The organism is Nocardioides sp. Iso805N (assembly GCF_000364605.1).
Taxonomy (GTDB): domain Bacteria; phylum Actinomycetota; class Actinomycetes; order Propionibacteriales; family Nocardioidaceae; genus Nocardioides.
The window spans coordinates 517,676-539,748 of record NZ_KB822576.1; the positions used below are offsets into that span (position 1 = coordinate 517,676).

Here is a 22,073-nt window from a genome sequence, read left to right on the forward strand (position 1 = left end):
CGCGCAGGTCCCCGCCGTGATTGGATGCAACCTTCGAGGGCCGAGGTTTCGGTCCACGCAGTGGAATGTTGCGGTGCTGTAACGCGTCAGTTGATCGTGTTACGAGTTGCGTTCTTGACTCCCTCGACCTCGAGGCGCAGGAGTGCAACCTCTTCGGCGAGCGTGCGGACCTGTTCCTCGGTACGCCCGAGCTCATAGCTGAGCTGAAGCGTGAGCCCAAGGAGCACGACAATCGATAGGAAGAACAGCAGGTTCGACGGAACCTGCAGGCCAAGAGCACCCGCTGCACCGGTGAGCAGAGCGGGAAACAACGCGCCGACGATCGCGGCAAGCGACAGCAGGCCCCAGATCACCGCGTACTTCTCCCGCAGGCGGTGCCTCCGGAGCAACTCGAACAGCATCGCCATAATTGCGAGCGCCGAGATGAGACTCACCAGCTGGGGCCCGTTCATCGCAGCACCGCCGGCTCTTCGGACGCAAGATAGGACTCGGCGCCGTCATCGAAATGAGCCGGCCAGCGGCGAACGAGTGCCAGCCCCAGGGCGACGACGGCCCGGAACAGATAGATCGCGGCGCGCACCGGGGACTGCGACGCTTGACCTGCCGCGCGAACGCGCATGTCGACCGGCACTTGCTCGACGCGACAGCCCGTGCGAACGGCGATGACAAGGGACTCGACCGTATCGCCGAGGTACTCCGCGGGGTAGTGCGCGGCGAAGACGTGGATCGCGCGCCGATTGGCCGCCCGGAAGCCCGAGGTGACGTCGGTGAGTCTTGTGCCGGCGATCCTGCTGAGCACCCGGGCGAGCAGCGTCATCGCCCAGCGACGCGGGCCTCGGGCCTCGTACGTGTCGCCTTCGTGAGCGAACCGAGCACCGATGACGACATCTGCGCTCGCCAGCCCGTCCAGAAGGAGGGGAAGGAAACGCGGATCGTGCTGACCGTCGGCGTCAATCTGTACCGCTACGTCGTAGCCATGTCGATCCGCATACCGATACCCAGCCCGCATCGCCCCGCCGACCCCAAGGTTGAACGGAAGCCTCAGCACACTTGCGCCTGCTTGCTCGGCGACGGCGGCTGTCGCGTCGCCCGAGCCATCGTCGACAACGAGCACCGTCACCGTCGGATTGGTGCTTCTGATCTCTTTGATGGTCGTCCCCACGCTCGCCTGTTCGTTCCAAGCCGGCACGATCACGAGCACCCGCTGCGCGGCTCCCTGTCCAGACACCACCGCATCCTAACAAGCAGAAGGCGCGACTCAGACCATCGCGCTCGCGGTCAGGTGCGCGGCTGCCGAGGGTTCCACATCCGTCAGGTCCGTCGTGTTAACGTCGCCCACCGAAATCGCAAGGTCCGATAGAGCCGTCCGCAGTGATCGGTCCGAGCGCAAACGCGGCACCGGACGGTGGGGACGAACAATGGCAGATCAGACAGTCGAGCTCGTCAAACTACGCGAATCGCTCCGACTGTGTCAGGCCGAACTGGCATCGCTGCGCTCTGCCGAAGAGAGCTGGGCCGAGCGGCTTGCCCCGCTAGAGCACGAGCGGAGCCAGTTCATCGCACTCTCCGAGGGCCTCGCGGAGCGTCTCGCCGAGGACGACGTCGCGCCGACAGGCCTCCGGTCACGCCTACGCAACGCCTTGGCAAGGACACTGCCCTCGGAGCACGAGGCTGAACAAGTCGCGCAATTGCACGCGACGCCTCTTTTCGATGCCGCCTGGTACCTGCGCCAGTATCCGACCGTCGTCACCAGTGGCATGAGCCCCACACTGCACTATCTGCGGCGCGGTGCGAAGAACGGCCGCAATCCGGGTCCGAACTTCGACACCGCCGCCTACCGGGCCGCCCATCCCGACCTTCCCCGCCGCGCCAATCCGTTGCTGCACTTCGTCGCGACGCTCGGCTATGACAACAACAGGACGAGCTCCCGGTCGTGACCCACCAGCCACAGAGCGAAATGGTCGAGTTGGATCATCTGCTCGACCTACCCGAGCAAGACAGACTTCGCCTCGAAGAGATCGTCGTGGAACACCTCGTCGACCGCGCCTTCTACGTCCAGACCAGCGGGGCGTATCTCGAGGACGGCGAAGACCCTGTTGCGCACTTCTGTCGAATCGGGTGGAGGCTCCTGCTGAAGCCGAACCCGACGTTCGATGTCTGGTGGTACTGGACCAACCATCTCGATCCGAGCTCGGCCGAGATCAATCCTTTGGTGCACTACGCGTTGTCCGGTCAGCAGGCGGGCGTCTCAACCCACCCGACGCCGAGGCAGCGCCCTGACGCTGAGTCGCTGCCTTCAGACCGCGCACCGCGCCGTGCCTGCCTGTTCGCAGCGTTCGACGCCGAGGGAACCGTCGATGAGGCAACCCGCCTCCTCATTGCTGAGCTCGATCGCCATTGCGACGTCTTCGTCCTCTACGACAACTACATGTCGCCAGACGAGCTCGCCAAGCTCGCAGACATCACTGTCGGCGCTTGGGCCGTTCGCCACGGAGCCTACGACTTCGGCTCCTACTCGATGCTCGCGCGAGACCTCGTGGGCTGGGACCGCTTGGCGGCCTACGACGAGGTGCTGTTCGTCAACGACAGTTGCTTCCTTGTCCGTCCGCTCGACGCAGTCTTCGGGCAGATGGATCGACGCAACTGCGACTGGTGGGGGTTGCAGGCCACCAAGGGACTGGCGAGCACCAAGGACCAGGTCTCGAACTCATTCACCGAGCCCATTCCGATCGAGCGCGTCAGAGCAGAGATGCTCGAGGGCTTCGAGCACGACCCCGTTTATGACTTCCACATCGGTTCCTATTTCCTAGCATTCCGCCGACCCGTCCTCGAGGACCCGGGGTTCAGGAGGCTGATCGACTCGGTGGGGCCGGCAGGCAACAAGCTCCTGGTCATCCTCAAGTACGAGGTGGGGATCACCCACCTGCTGCTCGGGCACGGGTTCACCTTCGACACGTTCATGCCGTCCTTGGACCCGTTCCATCCCTTGTTCACCCTGCGCCACTTCGCGCTCCTGGAGCAGGGCTTCCCGCTCCTGAAGCGCTACCTCATCTACCAGAACCACTACGACGTGCCGGGTCTTGATCAATGGCATGAGTTGGTCAGGGCTGCTTGCGCGGAGGCACCTGTCGATGTCTTCGAGAGTTCGCTACAACGCACCGCGCCCGACGACCGTCTGCAGCGAAGCATGTCGATCCATGCGGATGCCGATGGCAGAGTCAAGGTCCCGCGTGTCCTGCGCGGCAACGCCTACCGGCGCCGCGACGCGGCGGTGGACAAGAACAGCGACACGTGGGTCTTCGCCGTCGATGTGTCCGATCATCGGTTGCCGCCCAACAGCCGCGCGATCTTCGAAGCCGTCAAAGACGACCCGTCGATCACGAAGGTCGTGCTGACTCGGTCGAAGCGGATTCACCTCGACGGTGTCAACGTCGTGACCGAGCCACTCCTAAGTCCTCGGGGCCGCCAACTCTTGCTGCGCGCCGGAACGCTGTTCCTCAACCGCCGACCCCGCGCGACGTTCCGCGCTCCGTTGGACCCTGAGCGCCAGACCATCGTGGCCGTACGCGATGGCCTGCTCCTGGAGCGAACCGGCAGAACAGCCGGCAAGCCGCTAGCCCCCGAGACAACCAACAGCGAACCCAATGAATTGATTCACCCTGCCCCGCTGCCGGCGTACAGCGGCCTGCTCGTCGCCTCGGATGTTGACGCTCTCGCCGCTGTGGCCTCGCACTGGCCGGCGACCTACTCACAGAGCTGGCGAACAGGGATCCCCGCTCACGACTTTCTCTTCTGCGCACCGGAGGCGCTGCCCGCCGACATGCGTGAAGAACTGCAGCGTCTCCGGGCGCAGGTCGCGGGTCGTACGCTGGTGTTGTTCGCTCCGAGCCTTCGCCGCACCGGGGCCGATTACGAGCCATATCGGTTCTCGAACGCCGAAATTGCGTGGCTGCGTTCGTGGACCGAGCGTGACGACATCGCACTCGGCATCCGCGAGCACCCCCTCGACCTCGAGCGCCCTTACATGACTCAGCTCGGCGAGTTCGCGCTCGACCTGTCCGTCCGCCACTATCCGTCCGACCATGTCGTCCTGCGGGCAGCCGACGCACTCATGACCGACTTCTCGGGCTCAGCTCTTGACTTCGCCGTGACGGGCAAACCCGTGCTCAGCTTCGCTCACGATCTCGAGGTCGCGCAGGACCGACTGCTCTACGACCTGGAGCACTTCTTCCCGGGGCCGGTCGCCTGCACGTTCGATTCTCTCGCCGTCGACCTGGAATACCTACCGACCCAGCAACGCTCTCCCCGCTATGACCGGATCAGGGAGATGTTGACCGACTATCACGACGCTCAGAACACAAATCGCGTGCTGGCGCGCTTGACGTCGACCGCAGGAGAACGAGGCTGATGGACCTGGAGGAGTATCGGACCCGATGGCATGCGTTCGCCCAGGCGTGGCAGACCGAGCGGTCAGAGGACCCCGACTCAGCAGATACGTTGCTCACAGATGCTCTGCGCGGCGGCCTCACGTCACTGTCACTGCCAGAGACCTCCGCGGAGCCGACACCTCTCACGCTGCTTGACTGTGCGACAGCACTCGTGCGGGCCGCTGACGTGTTCGAGACGGAGGGATACCTCAACGCCAACCCAGGTGTGCGCCGAGCCGGCGTCGACCCGGTGCGGCACTATTGCGAGCACGGGTGGCGTGAGCTGCGAAATCCGAGTCTGGAATTCGATGGGTGGTGGTACACAGCTGAGTACCTCGATCCCACCCAGCCACCGGAGAATCCGCTCATCCATTTTCTGCTGGTCGGTCGACCTGACGGTCTACTAGGGATCCCGCAGCGAATCTCACGGACTCCTATCTCGTATGCGCCGGGCCATGTGGTCCGTCGGGTCTGCCTGTTCGCCGCCTATGACATCGACGGAATCGTCGATGACTACGTCCTTGCGTACCTGCGGGAGCTGAGCAACTACGCCGACATCTATTACCTCGCAGATGGGCAGATGGCCCGCGACGAACTAGCAAAGCTCGACGGCATCACCAAGGGAGCGTGGAGCATTGCCCACGGCCGCTACGACTTCGGCTCGTACTCCTTGCTTGCACGGGATCTGGTCGGATGGGACGTCATCGAGACCTACGATGAGCTGCTGCTCGCCAACGACAGCTGCTATCTCCTGCGAGAGCTTGCCGACGTCTTTGCCGAGATGGACCGGAAGGCGTGCGATTGGTGGGGGCTCCAGGCGACTGCTCGCCAGTTCGAGGAGACCCCCGAGACGGGGCCGCTCGCGCCGATGCCGTTGACCGAGGTCAAGGACCGGATGCTGCCGCACGCGGTCTTCGAGTACAACCAATTCATCCACGTCGGGTCGTACTTTCTCTCCGCCCGCAAATCGGTCATCACGGATCCGGGCTTTCGCAAGCGCATCAATGAGGTCGCAAAGCAGGACAGCAAGATCGGCATCATCTACCGATACGAGACCGGGACGACGCAATATCTCGTTGGGCAGGGTTTCGACTTCAGCACCTATGTGCCCGATCTGTTTCCGTATCACCCGATCTACGGTCCGCATGCGTTCGACCTTATCGCTCGGGGATTCCCGCTGCTGAAGCGACAGTTTCTGTCCGATAATCCCTATGACACGCCGGATCTGATCGACTGGAAGGAACGGATCACGGCTCTGATCCCCCAGGCGCCAGTCGAGATGATCGAGCGTAATCTTCGACGCGTCGCGCCCGCCGATCGACTCGCCCGAAGCTTCGCAATCCGCACCAACCCAGACGGCTCCATCGACGATCACCAGCCGCTCAGTCGCAAAGCCTTCCGTGCTCTGGATCGGGTCACTCCGAAATTCAATCATTGGTGGGCGTTCCCGGTGTGTCGCTACGACCACACCTTCGCAGGTAACGAGCGCGCCGTCTTCGAAGAAGTGCGCGATGATCCCTCCATCAAGAAGATCATCCTGACCCGTTCACGCCGGGTCGACGTCTCAGGCGAGAATGTCGCGGTCGTTCCTCTCGAAAGCCCAGAAGGGCAGCATTACCTAGCGCGCTCGCGCCAGATCTTCGTGAAGCACGGGCCTACCATCAACGTCCCATGGCCACTTTCGACCACAACGCACAACTTCGTGAATCTTTGGCATGGCATTCCGCTCAAACGCTTCGGGACAGCCGCCCTCGAGCTCAACGCTGCTCAGCACGACGTGGTGATCCGTAACAACGGCGGCTCGCGAGCCATCGTCACGTCAAGCCGGATGGACGCGCTGGCGATGAACGCCTCGTTCTTCCCAGCGTCGTATCCGGACCTGTGGCAGACCGGCCTTCCGCGCAACGACTTCATCGTGCGCGATGACGCAGCGCTGCCGCCAGACCTTCTGGCCGCGGCCGACCGTCTCCGAGACGAGGTCGCCGGACGGCGGCTCGTCCTCTTTCTGCCGACCTTCAAGGACGGACAGGCCGACTCCTACTACAAGTTCACCGACGCCGATATCGCCACCCTGGCCGATTGGGCGGAGCGACACAACGCGGTCCTCGGCGTCCGCGAGCACATGGCAGATCGCGCTCGTACCTATTCACGGATGCTGGCTCCCCTCAACCCGATCAACGTCTCCTCGCGCCGTTATCCGGACCTGGAAGTCCTCTACCGCGTGGCCGATGCCTTGGTCAGCGACTACTCCAGCTGTCTGGTCGACTTCATGATGACCGGGCGTCCCGTGATCAGCTTCGCCTACGACCACGACAGGTACGCCCAAGCCGAGCGCGGACTGGTGTACGACCTGGAACGCGTTCTGCCGGGACCCGTGTGTCGCAACTTCGACCAGTTCGCCCATGCCCTCGGCGACGTCTTCCGGGAGCGTACGCCCGACGAGCTCGAGGAGTATGACTGGAAGCGTGGAATCTTCTTCGACTACATCGACGACCAGGCCGCGGCCCGGGTTGTCGAACGGGTGAAGCGTCTCTACATCGACGTCGACTGACCTCAGGACGACGTCGTGGCGCCGGTCGAGGACACCGTGCCGACGTGGCAGGCCATGTCACCCACCGAAAGCGCTACTCGACCCGTGGCAGCTCGGAGGGTTCGACGGGCCGTGCGATCGGCTGCGGGAACGCAGGCCAGCGACACGTCCAAACGCCGCAAGGCTTCATTCACCCGTTTTGCGGTCGGCGAGCCCCGACCGGTCACCAACCTCAGCAGGATCCGTCGGTCCTTGAGGTTCTCTGCCGGTAGGTCGAGGTAGGGAAGGTAGTCGTCCCGGGCGACGACGGGGAAAGAACGTCCACCGGTGATGGCGAGGACCTGCATCTGAATCTCGGGCAACAGCCATCGTCCCTTGGGCACGGGCAGTCGCTCGGCGTCACGGACGTCACTCAGAGCGTTTTGATCGACCTTCCACGTCGGATGAGATGTCAGTCTGGCACCAGCCTCTGGGGTCCAGATCCATCGCCCGGAGGTGAAGAGAACGGACCCGATCAAACCAGCGACTGCCGCCATCACCACCGTTTGGGGCCAGGCAGCCGACCGCCCCCAGCTCACCAGTCGCGGGATGGGCACCGTGATGAGCATGCCCACCATCACCCCGGTCGGCGCCTCGATCGCCAGTCGCCAGACGATTGCCCCGGCATTCGTCGCCGCGTTGGCGATGGCGAGAACTCCTGGGATGTAGGCAGCGAGCACCGCCACCGACGCCATGGCGGCAACCACACCAGCGCGCCCCACCACCAGGCGTGGACCGAACACAACCGCAAGCACGCCGAGGACCGCGAGCAGATCGACCGAACCGAATGCGATGTTGAAGACGTGCGACAGCGGCGCGACGGCGGAGCTCGCTGCCCCTACCTGCGCCGGCCCGAAGACCTGGGCGGCCCCGTTGATCAGAGGCGCGACGAGCAGCGCCAGTGCCCCGATCAGGAGCGCCCGCGAACGCAGGACAGCAGCGGCTAACAGGCCGGCGCCGACGATGACCGGCCCCAGCAGCGCTGATGTCGTGGTGAACCCGACGAAGCACACGCCGGCCACCAGAAGCATGAGCTGATCGCGGCGGGCCCGATCGTTGGGAGCGGCGAGCCGACTCAGATACATCCAGATGAGCGGGAGAAGGACCGTGTAAGCCGTGACCTTCCCCTGCCAGATACGCCCGATCGAGTAGGTGCCTGTGATGGACGCGCCACTGGCAAGCACGAACGCGATCGCGACGACGTAGACGGCCCAGTGCGATCGGCCGGCCCAGGTCCGAACCAGGCGCCAGGTGGCCCAGCCGAAGACAGCGGAGAGCAGCGGGACCCACACCACGTAGGCGATGGTGGGTGCGTCGAGACCGAGTGCGTGCGCGATCGACCCCTGCAGCGCCTCGATCGAGGGAGTGGGGAGTCCGCCGTTGTAGGGGACGGGGAGTTTCCCGGGGCTGAACATCGTGTCGTGGACGACCGGAGTGCCATGCTCAGCGATCCAGGCCGCGCGATTGACGTAGAAGACGTCGTCCGCGTCCGGCTTGAGCATGAATGAGGCCAGCGTGCCGAGGCCGAGGCTGACCAGGACAGCGATGGCGTGTTCCCAGGTATGTGGCTCAGCCCGAGCCTCGGAGGCATCACCGGCTTTGGTCCTCGCGCGCGGTACATCTCTGGAGATCAAGCGGGCAGATGTCCATCGCAACCATGGCCAGACCTGTGCGCCGAGCACGACGAGCCCGACCGCCGCCAGAACCACAACGCCGAGTCCGTCTCGCAACAGGACCGCCACGATGACCGCGAGGATCGCAACCACGACGATCGCTGGTCGTACCCGGACTGCGGGCCCTGAAGAGGCGGGCCCTTGGCGCTGTCCGGCATCGCCACGCGAAGCCGAGAGTCCGAAGGCGATGACCAGCACCACCGTCGCAAGAAGCCATGGCCAAGCGGCCCAGCGCACGGAACGCTGCGCGGCGAGCACAACCTGGTAGAGGAGGGTCCACCCGGCGAAGGCGACCAAGAACCCGTCGACGGCACCATCGAGAAACAATGGCCAGCGCGCCCTCACCTGCTCGCTCTCGGCTACCTGCACGACGTCACCCGTCACGTTCCTGGTCCTGAGCGCTCGCCAGACAAGTCCCGCGCGATCGCTCACGGACGCAGGCCACCACTGGTTGCCGGGCCGCCGACTCCAGAGCGGACCTCGTGTGCCATCTCGACGAGCGCTTGGGCACGAGCCCTGAAGGAATGCTCACGCCCGATTCTCCGTGCCGTTGCGAGCCGCACGCTGTCGTGGCCGAAAGCGTCGGCGCGATGTTCCCACATCTGTACCAGCTCCTCGTACTCGCGATAGACGAGAACCGAGTCACCGAACAGCTCACCGAGACCCGCCACGTCGTCTGTGACTACCCGCGCGCCGGACGCGACCGCATCGAAGAGCCGGTTGGAGAGGAAGCCCTCGCGCCGCATGTCCTCGAAGTGGTCGTTGAGCACGATCCCCGCCGATGCGTAGGCGATACCCACCTGGTCGTTGGGAAGGTAGTTGTCAACGACGTACGACGGCGGTATCAAGCCGTCCCAGTTGGCGCCGTACACGCTCAACGGCAGCCCAGCTTTGATGGCGTCGCGAACGATGGCGCGATACTCGCCCCGGGAGCTGCCGACGAAGAGCACCTCCGCCCCGGAGTCCGGCTCTGCGCGCCCCGGATGGAACAGTTCGGGATCGGTGGCCTGCAGCAAGGGCTCGATCCGCAACCCCCACTCGGCAGAGCGCCGCTGCGCCCAGGGCACGCTCGCAGCCACCACCCGATCGTAGCGACGGGCCTCCTCGGCCGTCACCGTCTCCGGGTGACTGATCACCCACGCGATCGAGGGATGCTCCGGTGTCGGGTCGAACGGGTGCGGACCCCGCAGGACCAGGTCGATGTCGTCGTGCCGCGACGTACGGCGCCCCCATGCGCCATGGTGATCGACGACCGCCTCCTGGCCGAGGTCGCGCAGGGCGCGGGCGAGGGCATGGGCGAAGTGGGTGTCACCCCAGCGTTCGTCGGGGTTGCTCGGCGCGGGGTTCTTGATGGCCCAGCGCAGCGGGCGTGGCGCCTCGCTGACCTCGAGTCGTGCGGCGCGCACCACCACCGGCTCGATCACACCGATCCGGCGCGGGGCGCCGTTCGGGGGCGGTTGCACCTCGTGACCGACGATCTCGTAGCCGCAGGCCGCCCAGATGCGGTGCTCCTCCCCCTCCGAGGCGACGACGTGCTCGCGCTCGTCGAACAGCGCTCGCGTTTCGAGGTCCACCGGGTGGGGCCGATGCCGAACTCGAGACTCGGTCACGACCCGGAACCGACCCTGTCGCGCCGCCGCCAACCGTCGGCACAGATCGATCTCCGCGAGCTCACCCAGCTCCTCGACCACGCCGAGCTGCGCCCAGTCCTTCCGGCGCAAGGCCAGTGCCCCACCGCTCAAACCAGGCATCCGAAGCGCTCCGACCGCTCCGGCGTCCTCGGCCGGGAAGTCGGCCAGCAGGGGGTAGGGCAACCCGCCCGGAGCCGGATAGACCGCCCCCGCGGACTCGATAGCGCCTGATGGCGCGATCAGCAGCGACGAGGCGGCGAGGACAGCCGGCGTGTTGAGCGCCGCAACGAGCGGAGCGAGCCAGCCATGCTCGGGCGCAGCGTCGTCGTGCAGGAGTACGACGAGCTCCGCTGCCGGATCCGCACTCCCCCGTGTCACCCGGAGGCCGGGCAGACCAATCAGCGCGTCCAGCACGATCCCGTCGGTCATCGAGCCAGTGGCGTCGATGACCAGGATCTCGGCGGCGTCCCCGGCTGCGGCTGCCGTCTCAGCGGCGGTCCGGGCGGCCACCAGCGCGTTCTCCGGCGCCGAGTAGCAGGTGATCAGCACCGAGGCGACCGCGTCGGGTGTGGGCGCGCCATCGGGCTGCTGCGGCCACGCGGCGTACCGCCGCTTGATCCAGGTGGCGAGATCGCCCTCGCCCAGCCCAGCGGCTCGGGGCGCCAACAGCGGATGGGTGGCGAGCTTGAGTCCGCGTCGCAGCACGAACGTCAGCGGGTCGCCGTCGCCGAGCATGGCCAGGCGTTTCGGGCTGAGCCGGCGACGGACGTAGGCCGGGTCGAACAGCGGGTGCGGCGCGAGCCCCGAAGGCACGCCGTGCTCGAGGTAGTGCCGCACCGCCTCTCCACGATCGAGCCGTACGCCGGCGCGTTCGCCGTACCACTGTTCGTCGAAGAGGTCCGAGTCGAGCAGGAGCTGCTCCTGCTCGCTGGCCCGCCTGCGCAGACGCACTCGCCGGCCCTCGGTCAGCTCAGCAGCGCGTCGACGAACGCCTCGGGGCTGAACGGCGCCAGGTCGTCGGGCCCCTCGCCGAGGCCCACCAGCTTGACCGGCACTCCCAGCTCGCGCTGCACCTGGACCACGATGCCGCCCTTGGCGGAGCCGTCCAGCTTGGTCAGCACGATGCCGGTGACGTCGACAGCCTCGCTGAAGACGCGGGCTTGGATGAGGCCGTTCTGCCCCGTCGTCGCGTCGAGGACGAGCAGCACCTCGGTGACCGGCGCCTGCTTCTCGATGACGCGCTTGACCTTGCCGAGCTCGTCCATCAGGCCCTGCTTGTTCTGCAGGCGGCCGGCGGTGTCGACGATCACGGTGTCGGCCTGCTTCTCGGCGCCGGACTTCACCGCGTCGAAGGCGACGCTCGCCGGGTCTCCGCCCTCCGGGCCGCGGACCACCTCGACGCCGACCCGCTCACCCCACGTCGTCAGCTGCTCGGTAGCGGCGGCACGGAACGTGTCGGCCGCCCCGAGCACCACCGTGCGGTCCTCGGAGACGAGGATGCGCGCGATCTTCCCGACGGTGGTGGTCTTGCCCGCGCCGTTGACGCCCACGACCAGTACGACGCCTGGGTTGCCGTCGGTGCCGCTGACCTGGAGTCGGCGGTCCATGGTCGGGTCGACCAGCTTCACCAGCTCCTCGCGGAGCACGGTGCGGGCGTCAGCGCTGCCCTCGACCCGCAGCCGGGTACGCAGGCTCTCGACCAGCTCCTGCGTCGGCGCGACGCCGATGTCCGAGGTGATGAGGACGTCCTCGATGCCCTCCCAGGTGTCCTCGTCGAGCTTGTCGCGCGAGATCAGCGCCAACAGGCCGCGACCGAGGGCGTTGTTGGTGCCCGCCAGACGCTGCCGCAGACGAACCAGGCGCGACGAGGTCGGCTCGGGCTTCTCCAGGGTCGGCGCGGTCTCCTGGCCGAGGACCGGCTCGGCCCGTGGGGCGGTCTCGACCGGGGTCTCGGCACCCGTCTTCGGCGGCGCCTGGCTCGGCGCCGACGGCGCCGATGTCGGCGGAACCTGCCGGGTGCGACGGCTGAGCAGACCGAACGTCACGCCGACAGCGATGAGCGCGAGGACAGCGATGGCGACGATGATGAGGAACAGCGTCATGACGCCATCCAACCAGAGCACATGTCGAGCCGCGCAACGCGCGCCGGGTTCGGCAACGGACGTACGAACAGGGATACTTCATCCCCAACGGCTCGGCGCTCGGAAGCGTCTTGCGGCGCAACCTTGTGTCTTGACCAGTTGAGGAGAATTGCATGACCGACGTCGTGGCAGCGCCGATCCCCCAACAGGATATTTCCTCGCGTCGCAGGCGCATTGCTCGGCGACTTCGGCAAGGAGGGTGGCCACTGTCGCTGGCGGTGGGCATCGTCGGAGCGCTCATCGCCTTCTGGCTGCGCACGATCCCGATCGTCTCGGACCCCTTCAACTACGTTCTCGCCGGACAGACATTCCCGCAGATCACGTGGAACATGATCGGCCTGACGAGGTACGGGATCATCCTTCCTCTCATTCCGATCACGCGGCTTTTCCATGACTCTGAGCTGACGTTCTACCTCACCCCGACGATTGCGACGGCGACGCTGCTCGCATGCACGCACTGGCTTACCACTCGCTTCTTCGGTCGCGCCGCGGGCGTCGCCGCGGCGATCATGCTGCTGGCTTGCAGCCCGGTTCTGACCTTTTCGATGCGGCTCTATCCCGACATCTTCTCTGCGAGCAGTACGGCGCTTGCTGTCACCCTCGCCGTCGCCAGCCGCGACCTGGCACAGCGGGCTGAGCGACGACGGTTCGCGCTGCCGACCCTTCTCGCAGCTACAGGCCTGGCAGTGGGCGCCAGCTGGTGGATGCGTGAGACGTCGATCTTTGCGTGGCCCATCGTCGCCTATCTGTTGCTCCGCCGCGGTGGGCCAGCGCGCCGCATGGTCCTGCTTTACACGGCGAGCACGGCTCTGGCGATGTTCGTCCTGGAACTCGTCGTCAGTCAGCTGGCCTTCGGCAACTGGTTCGCGCGGATCCACGCCCTCCTGGGCGTGGACATGGCTGCAACCACAAACGTCAACGACCTGCCCTATCTGAACCAGAGCCGCGTCACCTATCTGTTGATGATTCCGAGGGTCCTGTTGCAACAGCCCGATGGCGTCGTGATGCTGGCAGAGGCATGTGTGGCCGTTCTTGGACTCATCTTCTTTCGCCGTACGGTGGGCCTCTTCACCGTTTGGTTTATGAGCATCACGGCGTTCTTGATCCTCGCCGGCGGCGCCCTCGACCCCGCCTCGCCATCGATTCGGCTGGACTTGGTGCGCTACTGGATGCCGTTTCTCGTGCCGATGATCATCGCCGCCGTCGGAACTGTGTCCACGACGCTACGCCTAGCGGCGCGTGGCCTGACGGGGTGGTGGAGCGAGACGCCCCGACGCCGCGTGGGAGCAGCAGCCGTGGTCATCGCCGGTTTCACCCTCGTTGCGGCGCTACCGACAGCGAACTACGTGCGGCACGACCCGGAGTTCGTCGTCACCAACGGCGGAGTGATGAACGACTTCCGTGATTGGGCTGAGAAGAACGACACGAAGATCAACGTCCTCTACACCGACCTCGCCACACAAAGGCAGCTTCCCACTTACACCCGTAGTTTCGCTGGCCGCCAACTCGCCAACATCGCCATCGAGCGGTTCCCCGCGGACGCGCCACCGCCTCCGGGCAGCTATGTCATCCTTTTCAGTGATGGTCAGCGGGTCTGCGGTTTCTGCGCGCAATATATCGCTCAGTTCCGAGCAGCACACCCGCACGCCGTCGCGCACTGGATTCCGATCTGGAAGTCGCCGGGCGGCACCTTCAAGGTCTACCAAGTCCCCAAGCGCGGCGCTGCCGCATCCTAGTGGCGCGGATCTGACGACGTTGGACGGTTGGCCTTCCCCAGAATCCCCGAGCAGGCAGCTCGATCAGCGCGTCACTCCGAGCTTCTTCGGTGCGGCTCCAAAGTCTCGGGCCTCGACCACCGGGTGATCGAGCTGCCGCGGCCGGCCTGAACGAGGAGCTTCGGCCAGGCCCGCCAGGCGCTTGGCCTGGTACCAAGAGCGCCATGCCAGCACCGTGGTCAGGGTGGCATCGACCAGCCACCATCCGCGTGTTCGCCAAGCCATCAGCAGTCAGCAGCGCGATCCGCGCCCGTTTCGCGGACGCAGCGGCCTCTGCGGGACGCTCATTTCGACGCGATACCGCGTCTACCGGGGCGAAGGGTGCCCAGCTTGCCCCTAAAGTGACATCGCCGATCCGACACCCGAAGCTGATGCCGACTCGAAGGACAGAAATGACCTGTTGCGTGTGCCAGACGACGATGGAGCCCCGCCTCACCAACTGGTGCTTCCGCTGCCCCTCGTGCGGAACGTGGGCATCAAATCTGCCGATGGGCATCAATACCGACGCCCATGCCGGTCTGGACGAGGACCTTCGGGAGACCGGCTTAGCCGATCTACGGCACCACAACCTCGCGCTTGTTGTCGATCGCCTCATCGACCAGGGTCTGCCGAGGGCGAGCCGAGTCCTCGATGTCGGCTCAGCCCATGGCTGGTTCCTGCAGGCCGCAAGCGAGCGCGGCTTGGACGCCGAAGGCATCGAGCCCGACGAGGCCGTCGCTGCACGTTCTGCTGACGGCACCAAGGTTCGGGTCGGCTTCTTCCCAGATGTCCTCGCGCCCGACGAGGCCTACGACGCCATCGCTTACAACGACGTGCTTGAACACATCCCGGACGTGAGCGCCGCGATCGCGGCCTCATCGGACCACCTCAACGGTGGAGGCTTGCTGTCGATCAACATCCCCAACAGCCGGGGCTTGTTCTACCGGCTAGCGGTCATCTGCCACCGGCTCGGGCTGCGAGCCGCGTTCGAGCGACTATGGCAGGTCGGCATGCCGTCGCCGCATCTATGGTTCTTCGACCGCAGGGGCTTGGTGCAGTTGTGCCGGCAGAACGGACTTGAGTTGGTCGCTGCTCAGAGCTTGGACAGCGTCCGACGCCGCGGCCTGTGGCAGCGGGCGCACTCAGATCGGCGCCCGTCCCCGACCAGCATTCTCGGGGTCGGCGTCGTCTGGATCCTGGCGCCATTATTCAATGCACCAGCCGCCAGCGACATCATCCACCTGGTCTTTCGCAAGCCGCAGAGCGAGCCTGAAACGGCGAGCTGAACGCCTAGGGCCGCAGTGACCAGTCCCGCTGCTCCTCGGCCTGCAGCGTGGGCATCGCGTCTGCGGCCTTCTCCATCGCATCGCCCAGCCAGGGAGCGTACGGCGTCTTCTGACCACGGGACGGGTAGGCGGCGTAGACGGCCACAAGCCCCGCGAGCAGCAGGATGACGAACATGGCGATGACGATGAAAATCACGGGTGGGCCTCCCCGAGTAGGCGGTCACGACGACTCCACCCTGCCATTGGCATCAAGCCAGATGAGGGATCTCAGCGCAGGAGTTTGGTCACAGCGTCCCGGATTACGTCCGGCATCGGTGTGACCGGCCGCGCTGCATCGGTGTTGTCGACGTACACGTGCACGAACCTGCCCTCGGCGGCGGCCTCGTCCCCGGGGCCTTGGAAGAGCCCGATCCGGTAGACGATCGAGGAGGTGCCGACCTTGTCCACCACCAGCCCGGCCTCGACCGGCTCCGGGAAGCCGATCTCGCGTAGGTAGCGGCACGACGTCTCCGCGACCACGCCGATCTGCGGCAGCAACCGGACGTTCGTGCCGGTCGCCTCGAAGAGGTAGGCGTTCACCGCGGTGTCGAAGTATTCGTAGTAGGTGGCGTTGTTGAGATGTCCGTAAGCATCGTCGTCGCGCCAGCGGGTGGTGATCGTGCGCCAGTGGACGTAGTCGGCTCGGACGGGGATGGAGCGATCAGTCACCTGCGGCCGTCCTGTGTCAGTACGAGTGATGACTGCGAGGTGGCATACGGCCATCGCAGCGCAGCCACGCTACCTCACCGCCCCCCACCATCCGGCCCAGGGATCACCCGATAGATCTGTTCTGGAACGTTGCCCTCGCGGTACGAACCGACCTCCTCCAGACAGCTCTGTTGCAGCGCGCCGCCGGCATTCAGGACGTAGGTGACGTAATGCTGCGCGAACGCTGCGCAACTGTCGAAAGTCATCTCGACGACGTCGATCTGAGGATTGCGTGGCGCCGGACCACCGGTGCCCGCGAGCCATTCGATGTGCGCAAGACGGTTCCAGGCTGGCTTATACGCCCCGCTCGGGTCGATCTGCTGCCACATCGTCTTGGAGGGGTAGGTCTGCACCCCGCTATAGCCCGGGACGCCACCCTCGAATACGGTCGCCTGGGCAGCCCAGCCGACGCCTACTCCTACCCATCGCGCGTTGGGATGGGCAGCATGCAGGCGGAGCATCTGGCGCCCCGCCTGGGTGTCATGGGCGGGATCGAACATGTCGTGATACAGGGGGTTGACACCCAAACCAACTGCGAGCGTGCAAGCCAACGAGAGGAAAGCCCCGGTCAACGTGAAGCCGCGGGCCCACGCCGCGAGCCCCACGGCGAAGGCGACGATGAGGACCATCGCAATATGGGACGGAACCGCAGGCGACCCGACCTGCGACAACCGTGTCCAAACCAGGGCGCCAGCCACCAGCGCCGCGAATCCGGTGCCGAAGGCGATTTTCCAGGGCGCCCCCATGTTCATATCCCGCTGCCGCTCGACGAGCAGGACCACGGCGACCGCACCCAGCATGACGAAGGCGATCTTCACCCCGGTCGGGTTCGAGCGTCCTACCAACAGCAACGCTGCAAGGAAGTCCCAGCCGGGGATGAACATCAGTGCGAATAGAAAGATATGGACCGCGACAAGAGCCACTACCGGCCAGTCCATGCATCGCCGCTGCCGCCAAAGCCGCCCAGCGAACCAGACCAGCGGAACGAGGAGGAACACGCTGATGAGATAGGCCGAGGACCCGCCGGACTGATTGCCACCGAGTCCAGTCGAGATTCCCTTCTGAAGCGAGTGCTCGAAAGGCGCACCGAACAGGCTGACCAGGTAGTCGAGGCCGAGCGTGCCGGGACGTTCAACCCGATGGCCGGGATAGACCGTGTCGAATACGGCGCGCACCGTGTTGCGGCGGGTCAACACCCAGACCACCATGATGAGTCCCGAAACCGCTCCCGCTGCCGCCAAGGGAAGCAGTCGCCGCACCACGTCACGGCCAGGCATGCCGTCGCGACGCCATGCCTGAAGCGCAAGACCTGCGACGAATGGCGCAGCGACATACAAGGCATCGAGCATGAACGGCACGTAGATGCTCATCGCCATGGCCGTCGCTAGGTAGCAGGTCACGAGGGCGGCGATGACACGCGGACGTAGATCGTTTGCGCGCAGACACCACACGCTCGCCGTCATGGTCACGAACGCGAAGATGATAGCGAGCGTTAGGACTGGCATGTAGGTCCATTGGACGTACGGCTGGAAGAGCGCAATGAACGCCAGCGCGACCGCGAGCAACGGCCTGCGAGGCAGGATGCTGACGACGAAGGCATACACCGAAGCGAGCAGTGCCCCGGCCGGCAACCACCATCGCCATGCCTCACCACGATCGAGATCGAGGAACAGCGAGCCCCACAGGTGCGGGCGGAACGCCGTCGACCAATCCCAGGTAGGCGTGTCATTCATGACTGTGGCGTCAGCCCCACCGGGGAAGACGGTGTTGTCCGGTTTGAAGCCCTGTGCCTTCTCCGAGATCAGCCAACTTCCCTGGACGAGCCATTCGTCCGTACGGATCGATCGCGGTTCGCCGGCGATCACGTGGGAACCTTGCTGACCGTAGAGGGCTTCGCGCCAGATACCGTTCGAAGTGCCGGACACACCTGATGCAACCGCCAGTAGGAACAGCAGGAGCAGAACGAGCGGGAATGCCCACATGACCGCTCTGTTCGGTAGCCCGTCGCTTCGCGGCTCTACCCGAAGTGTCCATTTGCCGAAGGCGCGGGCTCCGCGTGGGGCGATTGACTCACGTGTAGGCGATGGCACTGCCGGATCCTATGGCACCCGCATCCGGTCGCTGAATCCCCACGCATGGCGCCGACGCCGGCGTGCGGACGTCGTCTGTGGTGCGCTCCGCAGCGGCCAGCCGCCCCTCAGCTGACCTCTCGAAGTCGCTGCGAGATCACCGTGGAGACACCGTCGCCACGCATCGTCACACCATAGAGGGCATCGCCGACCTCCATGGTCCGCTTCTGGTGGGTGATCACCAGGAGCTGGGATGCCTCGCGCAGCTCCTCGTAGATCTCCAGGAGCCGGCCCAGGTTGGTGTCGTCGAGGGCGGCCTCGACCTCGTCGAGGATGTAGAACGGGCTCGGCCGGGCCTTGAACAGCGCCACCAGGAAGGCCACCGCGACCAGGGAGCGCTCGCCGCCGGAGAGCAACGAGAGTCGCTTGACCTTCTTGCCCGGCGGACGTGCCTCCACCTCGATGCCGGTGGTGAGCATGTCGTCGGGGTTGGTCAGGATCAGCCGTCCCTCACCACCGGGGAACAGTCGCGAGAAGACGTGGTCGAAGGCGACGCGCACGTCGTGCCACGCCTCGGTGAAGACCTGCTCGACGCGGGTGTCGACCTCCTTGACGATGTCGAGCAGGTCCTTGCGGGTGTTGCGCAGGTCCTCGAGCTGCTCGGTGAGGAACTTGTGTCGCTCCTCCATCGCGCTGAACTCCTCCAGCGCGAGCGGGTTGACCCGCCCCAGCTGGCTCAACGCGCGCTCGGCCGACCGAAGTCGCTTGGCCTGCTCGTCACGGTCGTAGGGCAGCGGCTCCCGCTCGGTGCCGTCGTCGGCAGGAGTCTGCGGCACCAGCACGTCGGGGCCGTACTCGGCGATCAGCGCGCCCGGCTCGGTGCCGAGCTCCTCGATCGCCTTCTCCTCGAGCTGCTCGATCCGCATCCGCTGCTGGGTCCGCGCCATCTCGTCGCGGTGCACCGAGCTGACCAGCTCCTCGAGCTCCTTGGCCCGGTCCCGCAACGATGCACGTACGGCGACCAGCTGCTCCTCGCGACCGCGCCGGGCCAGCTCGATCTCGGTCCGGGCGGCCGTGGCCCGCTCGATCGACACCTCCAGCCGGACGAGCACGTGCGCCACCGCGACGGTGACGGCCTCGGCGGCGCGCGCCTCGCGCTGCAGCCGCTGGCGCCGCTCGGCAGCCTTGGCCCGAGCCTCGCGCTCCTGCTGGGCAGCGCGGCGCAGCGAGTCGGCCCGACCGTGCAGGGCCCGCGACCGCTCCTCGGCGGTGCGCAGCGAGAGCCGTGCCTCCATCTCGGCCTGCCGTGCACCGCGGGCAGCCTCGGCGAGCCGCTCCCGCTCGCCGGTGTCGGGCTCCTCCTCCGGGGCCTCCTCGGCTCGGGCGAGGCGCTCCTCCAGCTCGGTGAGCCCGGCGACGGCCTGCTCCCGTGCCTCCTGGGCCTTCTGGATCGCGGTGGCCAGGCGCTCGGCCTCGCCGCGGGCGGCTCGGGCCTGAGAGCCGTACTGGCCCAGCTCCTCGGCTACGGCCGCGAGAGTCGCGTCGGACTCGTGCAGCTTCGCCAGCGCCACGTCGACCCGCTTCTGCGTCTCCAGCCGCTCGGCCTCGAGTCGCGAGGTCTCGAAGGTGCCCCGCTCGGAGGCAGCGATCGCTTGGGCGAGCTGGTCGGCGGCCTCGTCGACGGCGGCCTGGATCTCGATCAGGCTCGGAGCACTCGCCGAGCCACCGGCAGCGAGATGGGCACCGAGCACATCGCCCTCGCGGGTGACGGCGGTCAGCGTCGGGTCGGCGTCGACCAGCGTCCTGGCTCCGGCCAGGTCCTCGACCACGACCACCCCGGCGAGGAGCCGCTCGACAGCGGGGCGCAGGGAATCCGCGCACTCGACCACCTCGATGGCGTAGACGCCGGTCTCCAGCGCGGGCGGCGCGGCGCCTTCCGCGGGGGCGCCGCCGAGCAGGAAGCCGGCTCTGCCGAGATCCTCGACCCGGAGGTGGTCGATGGCCGCGACGGCGCTGTCGGCGTCGGCGACTGCCACCGCGTCTGCCACGCCGCCGAGAGCGGCGGCCACGGCCGTCTCGTAGCCCTGTCGCACCGCAAGCAGAGCCGCCACCGAACCGAGTACGCCGGTGAGCGCGCCCTCGGCGGACGCACCGAGCAGCGCCCCCGCCCCGTCCTTGCGGTTGAGCCCCAGCTCGAGCGCCTCCTTGCGCGCCGCGAGCGCCGAGCGATCGCGGTCGGCTTGGGCCGTCGCCGCTTGAAGCTTCGCGAGCCGGGCCTCGAGGTCGTCCAGCTCCGCGGAAGCCGCCTCGTGCTCGGCGTCGAGGCCTTCCTCACCGGCATCGAGGCCGGCGACCTTGGTCTCGAGTGCCGTGAAGTCACGCTGAGCACGCTCTGCACGTGCCACCACCTCCGCGCGGGCCTGGGTGAGTCGGCCGACCTCGTCGTCGGCAGCGGCAGCGCGCGACTTGAGCGCATTGACCTGCCCGGAGAGCCGTGCCACGCCCTCGCGACGATCGGCGGCGGCGCGCTGGAGCGAGGTGATCCGGCGCTCCTCCTCGGCCGCAGCGTCCTCGGCAGCCTTGCGCGCGTTGACCGCCGTCTCGAGCGCCGTGCGCTGGGCCTCGACCTCGGCCTCGATCGCCTGCTCCTGCTCCTGCGCGCGGGCCGCCTCCGCCTCCAGGTGCTCGGGGTCACGACCGGTCCGTGCCTCGACCTCGTTGCTGGAGGTCGCGTTGCGCAGCCGTTCACCAGCCAGCGACTGGGTGCCCCGGAAGCGCTCCTTGAGCCCGGAGAGCGCGAACCAGGTCTCCTGAGCCTGGGTCAGCGCCGGGAGGTCCTCCCGCAGCGCTGCCTCGAGCGTGGACTCCTGCTCACGGCCTGCCTCGATCGCTGTCTCGACCTCTGTCCGCCGGGCGAGCAGCACTGACTCGTCGGCCAGCTCTTGCTCCAGGGTGGTGCGCGCCGTGACCAGGTCGTCGGCCAACAGCCGGGCCTTCGCGTCACGCACGTCGGCCTGCACCGTTGCGGCACGGCGGGCCACCTCGGCCTGACGACCCAGCGGCTTGAGCTGGCGGCGGATCTCCACCAGCAGGTCGTTGAGCCGGTTGAGGTTGCCCTCGGTGGAGTCCAGCTTCCGCAGCGCCTTCTCCTTGCGCTTGCGGTGCTTGAGGACGCCGGCCGCCTCCTCCACGAAGCCACGCCGGTCCTCCGGCGTGGCGTGCAGGATCGTGTCGAGCTGGCCCTGACCGACGATGACGTGCATCTCCCGGCCGATGCCGGAGTCCGAGAGCAGCTCCTGGACGTCGAGCAGCCGGCAGGACTGGCCGTTGATCGCATAGTCCGAGCCGCCGGAGCGGAACATCGTGCGCGAGATCGTCACCTCGGCATACTCGATCGGGAGCGCGCCGTCGGAGTTGTCGATGGTCAGCACGACCTCGGCACGGCCGAGCGGAGGCCGCCCCGACGTACCGGCGAAGATGACGTCCTCCATCTTGCCGCCGCGCAGCGACTTCGCGCCCTGCTCCCCCATCACCCACGCGAGCGCATCGACGACGTTGGACTTGCCCGAGCCGTTGGGCCCCACGATGCAGGTGATGCCGGGCTCGAGCTGGAGCGTCGTGGCGGACGCGAAGGACTTGAACCCCTTGAGGGTCAGGCTCTTCAGGTACAACGCAGGCTCCCTAGGTCCGTGAGTGGGACGCGCAGATCCTGTCAGACTCCACTGACATCGTGGCCCGCGCGGGGGAAGCTCGGCGGTCCCACCCTAACAAGCGCG

The 22,073-nt window shown here is 66.6% G+C and carries 14 protein-coding genes; 5 read left to right on the forward strand and 9 right to left on the reverse strand.

The genetic code is table 11. From position 1 onward, the window contains the following. Positions 1–86: 86 nt before the first annotated feature. Together H036_RS0106780 and H036_RS0106785 are read right to left on the reverse strand one after the other, a co-directional pair. Positions 87–434, reverse strand: a complete 348-nt coding sequence (locus H036_RS0106780) for a DUF2304 domain-containing protein (protein WP_198289905.1) — start codon at positions 432–434, stop codon at positions 87–89. A 14-nt stretch (positions 435–448) separates the two neighbouring features. Next, positions 449–1,228 carry a glycosyltransferase family 2 protein gene (locus tag H036_RS0106785; protein WP_198289906.1) on the reverse strand — a complete coding sequence of 260 codons (780 nt, stop codon included), beginning with the start codon at positions 1,226–1,228 and terminating at the stop codon, positions 449–451. A 190-nt stretch (positions 1,229–1,418) separates the two neighbouring features. Here H036_RS0106785 and H036_RS25280 point away from each other — a divergent pair, with 190 nt between their 5' ends. The 3 genes from H036_RS25280 to H036_RS0106800 are packed head-to-tail and all read left to right on the forward strand — an operon-like array spanning position 1,419 to position 6,978. Further along, a complete protein-coding gene (locus H036_RS25280; RefSeq protein WP_157417096.1) occupies positions 1,419–1,937 on the forward strand; it encodes a hypothetical protein in 519 nt (172 codons plus the stop codon). After that, positions 1,934–4,408 (forward strand): CDP-glycerol glycerophosphotransferase family protein, encoded by a 2,475-nt coding sequence (locus tag H036_RS0106795; RefSeq protein ID WP_017934035.1) that lies wholly within the window; start codon positions 1,934–1,936, stop codon positions 4,406–4,408. Before H036_RS25280 ends, H036_RS0106795 begins: the two co-directional genes overlap by 4 nt. Further along, positions 4,408–6,978: a CDP-glycerol glycerophosphotransferase family protein gene (locus H036_RS0106800; protein WP_081615470.1), complete on the forward strand. Its 2,571-nt coding sequence runs from the start codon at positions 4,408–4,410 to the stop codon at positions 6,976–6,978. Before H036_RS0106795 ends, H036_RS0106800 begins: the two co-directional genes overlap by 1 nt. A gap of 2 nt (positions 6,979–6,980) precedes the next feature. On the opposite strand, the gene H036_RS0106805 is transcribed toward H036_RS0106800, so the two are convergent. From H036_RS0106805 to ftsY, 3 genes are read right to left on the reverse strand one after another with little or no spacing between them, the layout of a single operon-like run. After that, complete coding sequence (locus H036_RS0106805; RefSeq protein ID WP_017934036.1) at positions 6,981–9,053, reverse strand: DUF6077 domain-containing protein; 2,073 nt, start codon at positions 9,051–9,053, stop codon at positions 6,981–6,983. 44 nt (positions 9,054–9,097) lie between these two features. Further along, positions 9,098–11,251 carry a glycosyltransferase family protein gene (locus tag H036_RS0106810; RefSeq protein WP_017934037.1) on the reverse strand — a complete coding sequence of 718 codons (2,154 nt, stop codon included), beginning with the start codon at positions 11,249–11,251 and terminating at the stop codon, positions 9,098–9,100. Between the two features lie 14 nt (positions 11,252–11,265). After that, positions 11,266–12,402: a signal recognition particle-docking protein FtsY gene (gene ftsY / locus H036_RS0106815; protein ID WP_017934038.1), complete on the reverse strand. Its 1,137-nt coding sequence runs from the start codon at positions 12,400–12,402 to the stop codon at positions 11,266–11,268. Between the two features lie 152 nt (positions 12,403–12,554). Between ftsY and H036_RS0106820 the strand changes: the two genes are divergently transcribed. Continuing rightward, positions 12,555–14,177, forward strand: a complete 1,623-nt coding sequence (locus H036_RS0106820; protein ID WP_157417098.1) for a glycosyltransferase family 39 protein — start codon at positions 12,555–12,557, stop codon at positions 14,175–14,177. Positions 14,178–14,704: 527 nt separating this feature from the next. Beyond that, positions 14,705–15,481 (forward strand): class I SAM-dependent methyltransferase, encoded by a 777-nt coding sequence (locus tag H036_RS0106825; RefSeq protein WP_017934040.1) that lies wholly within the window; start codon positions 14,705–14,707, stop codon positions 15,479–15,481. A gap of 4 nt (positions 15,482–15,485) precedes the next feature. Here the strand turns inward: H036_RS0106825 and H036_RS0106830 are convergent, their stop codons facing one another. The 4 genes from H036_RS0106830 to smc all read right to left on the reverse strand — a co-directional run bounded on the left by H036_RS0106830 (position 15,486) and on the right by smc (position 21,968). After that, entirely contained in the window at positions 15,486–15,677 is a 192-nt protein-coding gene (locus tag H036_RS0106830) for a hypothetical protein (protein WP_017934041.1), read from the reverse strand. A gap of 71 nt (positions 15,678–15,748) precedes the next feature. After that, positions 15,749–16,189, reverse strand: coding sequence for an acyl-CoA thioesterase (locus H036_RS0106835; protein WP_017934042.1), 441 nt, complete (start codon positions 16,187–16,189; stop codon positions 15,749–15,751). Positions 16,190–16,263: 74 nt separating this feature from the next. Continuing rightward, entirely contained in the window at positions 16,264–18,210 is a 1,947-nt protein-coding gene (locus tag H036_RS0106840; protein WP_157417100.1) for a DUF7657 domain-containing protein, read from the reverse strand. A gap of 215 nt (positions 18,211–18,425) precedes the next feature. Then, entirely contained in the window at positions 18,426–21,968 is a 3,543-nt protein-coding gene (smc, locus tag H036_RS0106845; RefSeq protein WP_017934044.1) for a chromosome segregation protein SMC, read from the reverse strand. Between the last annotated feature and the right edge of the window lie 105 nt (positions 21,969–22,073).

Excerpts from the sequence above, each read along its gene's own strand:
- H036_RS25280 (WP_157417096.1), top strand. The coding sequence starts at position 1,419 with ATGGCAGATCAGACAGTCGAGCTCGTCAAACTACGCGAATCGCTCCGA.
- H036_RS0106800 (WP_081615470.1), top strand. The coding sequence starts at position 4,408 with ATGGACCTGGAGGAGTATCGGACCCGATGGCATGCGTTCGCCCAGGCG.
- ftsY (WP_017934038.1), bottom strand. The coding sequence starts at position 12,402 with ATGACGCTGTTCCTCATCATCGTCGCCATCGCTGTCCTCGCGCTCATC.
- H036_RS0106820 (WP_157417098.1), top strand. The coding sequence starts at position 12,555 with ATGACCGACGTCGTGGCAGCGCCGATCCCCCAACAGGATATTTCCTCG.
- H036_RS0106825 (WP_017934040.1), top strand. The coding sequence starts at position 14,705 with ATGGGCATCAATACCGACGCCCATGCCGGTCTGGACGAGGACCTTCGG.
- H036_RS0106840 (WP_157417100.1), bottom strand. The coding sequence starts at position 18,210 with ATGTGGGCATTCCCGCTCGTTCTGCTCCTGCTGTTCCTACTGGCGGTT.